This window comes from Streptomyces sp. NPDC127197, assembly GCF_042672405.1.
Classification (GTDB): Bacteria; Actinomycetota; Actinomycetes; order Streptomycetales; family Streptomycetaceae; genus Streptomyces; species Streptomyces flavusporus.
On the sequence record NZ_JBHXVG010000118.1, the window covers coordinates 1 to 2,808 of the forward strand.

Consider the following 2,808-nt stretch of genomic DNA (forward strand, 5'->3'; position numbering starts at 1 on the left):
AGGGAGGCGGGGTCTCGGGGGTCGTGTCCGGCCAGGGCGGTCAGGACCAGGGCCGCGTCCTCGACGGTGCGGGTGACCGGGCCGACGTGGTCCAGCGACCAGGACAGGGACGTGACGCCGTGGCGGGGGACGAGGCCGTAGGTCGGCTTGAGGCCGACCACCCCGTTCAGCGCGGCGGGCACCCGGATCGATCCGCCGGTGTCGGTGCCCAGGGTGAAGGTGGCGGTGCCCGCGGCGACGGCGACGGCGGATCCGCCGCTGGAGCCGCCGGCGACCCGGCCGGTGTCCCAGGCGTTGTTGGTCTGCGGGGTGGTCAGCCCGTAGGCGAACTCGTGGGTGTGGGTCTTGCCGACCAGGATGGCTCCGGCCGCCGACAGACGGGCGGCGACGGTGCTGCTCGCCTGCGCGCGGTGGTCGGCGCGGACGCGGGAGCTGGCCGAGGTCGCCGCGCCGGCGACGTCGATCAGGTCCTTGAGGCCCATCGGGATGCCGTGCAGCGGACCGCGGTAGCGGCCGGCCGCGATGTCGTTCTCGGCTTCGCGCGCGGCCCGGCGGGTGTGCTCGGCGGTGACGGTGACGTAGGCCTGAAGGTGCGGCTCCACCTGTTCGATGCGCGCCAGGACGGAGTCAGCCAGCTCGACGGGGGACAGCCGGCGGGCCCGGATCGCGTCGGCGGCTGCGCTCAGGGACAGTTCATACGGCTGCATCGTGCATCTCCTGTTCCGCGCGGTAGGCGGGGGCGGGCGGGGTGTCCCCGAAGTCCAGCTCGCGCAGGACCGCGACGACGGAGTGGATGTGGTTGGCGGTGGCTGCGACCGCGGCGTGGCGGTCGGCAGGCAGCGGGAGCCCGGCGCGGGCGGCCCAGCGGGCCGCTTCCGGCGGGGTGAGTTCAGCGGAGGACATGGACTTCTCTCTCCTCGGGGCTGGAGGGGCGGGGCAACCCCCGGCACCAAAAGCTAAGGGTTTGCGTTAGTCGACTGTAGAGCCTACGGTGGCTTAAAGCAAACTCATTGCGTTTAGGGCCGAGGAGTCCCATGTCCACCGTCACACCCCGCGCACCTGCGCAATCCAGCCACCCGGCAGCCCGCACCCAGCCCGCCCACCGCGCGGCGTCCTTCGTCCTGGACGCCTCGATCCTGGCCGCCCTCCTCGCGGCATCCAGTGCGCCGACGCCCCTCTACCCCCACTACCAGGACGCCTGGGCCCTGTCCGCGCTCACCATCACCGTGGTCTTCAGCGCCTACTCCCTGACGCTGCTGCTGGCCCTGCTCACCACCGGAGCGCTCTCCGACCACCTCGGGCGGCGCCCCGTCCTGGCGGGCGCCCTGCTGCTTCAGGCCGCCTCCATGGTGCTGCTGGCCTCGGCGGACAGCGCCGGAGCGCTGATCACCGCCCGGATCCTGCAGGGAGCGGCCACCGGCGCGGCCACCAGCGCCGCGGGAGCGGCCCTCCTCGACCTTCACGACCCCCGGCGTCCGGGCCGCTCCGCCCTGACCAACAGCATCGCCCCGGTGGCGGGCATGGCCGCCGGCGTGCTGGCCTCCACCCTCCTCGTCCGCTTCGCCCCCGCGCCCACGGTCACCGTGTACGTCCTGCTGGCGGTCCTCTTCGCCGCCCAGGCGGTCGCGGTCACGTTCACCGCGGAGACGGCCCGCCCGCACGCCGGCGCCCTGCGCTCGCTGCGCCCTCACCTCGCCGTGCCGCCGTCGGCGCGCCGCGCCCTGCTGGCGGTCGGCACCGCTGTCGTCGCCGTATGGGCCCTGGGCGGCTTCTACTCCTCCCTCGGACCGGCGCTCGTGCACCTGGTGGCCCCCGGCGCCCCGCAGGGGGCCGGTGGCATGGTCTTCTTCGTGCTCACCGCCGCGGCCACGCTCACCGTGTGGACACTGCGGCGCACGGCGCCGCGCGCCGCCGCCACCGGCGGAAGCCTGGCCGTCATCCCGTCCGCGGCCCTGAGCCTGCTCGGTCTGCACGGCGCCGGCCTGCCCGCCGTCTACGGCGGCGCGGCCCTGGCCGGCATCGCCTTCGGGGCCGTCTCCCAAGGGGCGCTGCGCATGACGCTCGCCTCGCTCGACGAGCAGGACCGCGCCGGGACCCTGGCCGCCTACTACGTCCTCAGCTACCTGTCCATGAGCCTGCCCGCCATCGCTGCGGGCGCCGCCACCCAGCACTACGGGCTGAACACCACCGCCCACGCCTACGCCGTCGCCGCCGCCCTGCTCGCCGTCGCGGCCCTGGCAGCACTCGCCGTGTCGAGACGCAGGACAGCCCACCGCGCACACAACGACCTTCCGTAACGAGACACAAGGAAACGACCCATCATGAGCACTGCACCGGCCACCGACCCGACCGCCATCCCCACCTGGACCGTGGGCGACGTCACCGTCCACCGCATCGACGAGGTCCTCCTGCCGCCCGCCACCGGACCGTGGCTGCTGCCCGACGCCACCCCGGACCTCGTCAACCAACAGGACTGGCTGCGCCCCCACTTCGCCGACGACGAGGGCATCCTGCACCTCGACAGCCACAGCTTCGCGTTCACCCTCGCCGGGCTGCGCATCCTGGTCGACACCGGCATCGGCAACGGCAAGGAGCGGGCCAACCCCGCCTGGCACAACCTGAACACCGACTACCTTCAGCGCCTCACCGCCGCCGGATTCCCCCCGGACTCCATCGACCTGGTCATCCTCACCCACCTGCACGCCGACCACGTCGGCTGGAACACCCACGAGGTGAACGGCGAGTGGGTCCCCACCTTCCCCAACGCCCGCTACCTCACCTCCCGCGTCGAGCGGGAGTTCTGGGCCG

4 protein-coding genes are annotated in these 2,808 nt (G+C 73.6%); 2 read left to right on the forward strand and 2 right to left on the reverse strand.

Annotated features, from left to right (window positions below; translation table 11 throughout):
- Window positions 1-707, reverse strand: a 707-nt coding sequence (locus tag ACFVJQ_RS45715; protein WP_385791895.1) for an amidase, incomplete at its 3' end; no start/stop codon positions are given.
- On the reverse strand, window positions 694-903 hold the full coding sequence (locus ACFVJQ_RS45720) for a hypothetical protein (RefSeq protein WP_385791896.1): 210 nt from the start codon (window positions 901-903) through the stop codon (window positions 694-696). The genes ACFVJQ_RS45720 and ACFVJQ_RS45715, both read right to left, overlap by 14 nt.
- 131 nt (window positions 904-1,034) lie before the next feature.
- Between ACFVJQ_RS45720 and ACFVJQ_RS45725 the strand changes: the two genes are divergently transcribed.
- Complete coding sequence (locus ACFVJQ_RS45725) at window positions 1,035-2,297, forward strand: MFS transporter (protein ID WP_385791898.1); 1,263 nt, start codon at window positions 1,035-1,037, stop codon at window positions 2,295-2,297.
- Window positions 2,298-2,321: 24 nt separating this feature from the next.
- Window positions 2,322-2,808, forward strand: a 487-nt coding sequence (locus ACFVJQ_RS45730; protein ID WP_385791900.1) for an MBL fold metallo-hydrolase, incomplete at its 3' end; no start/stop codon positions are given.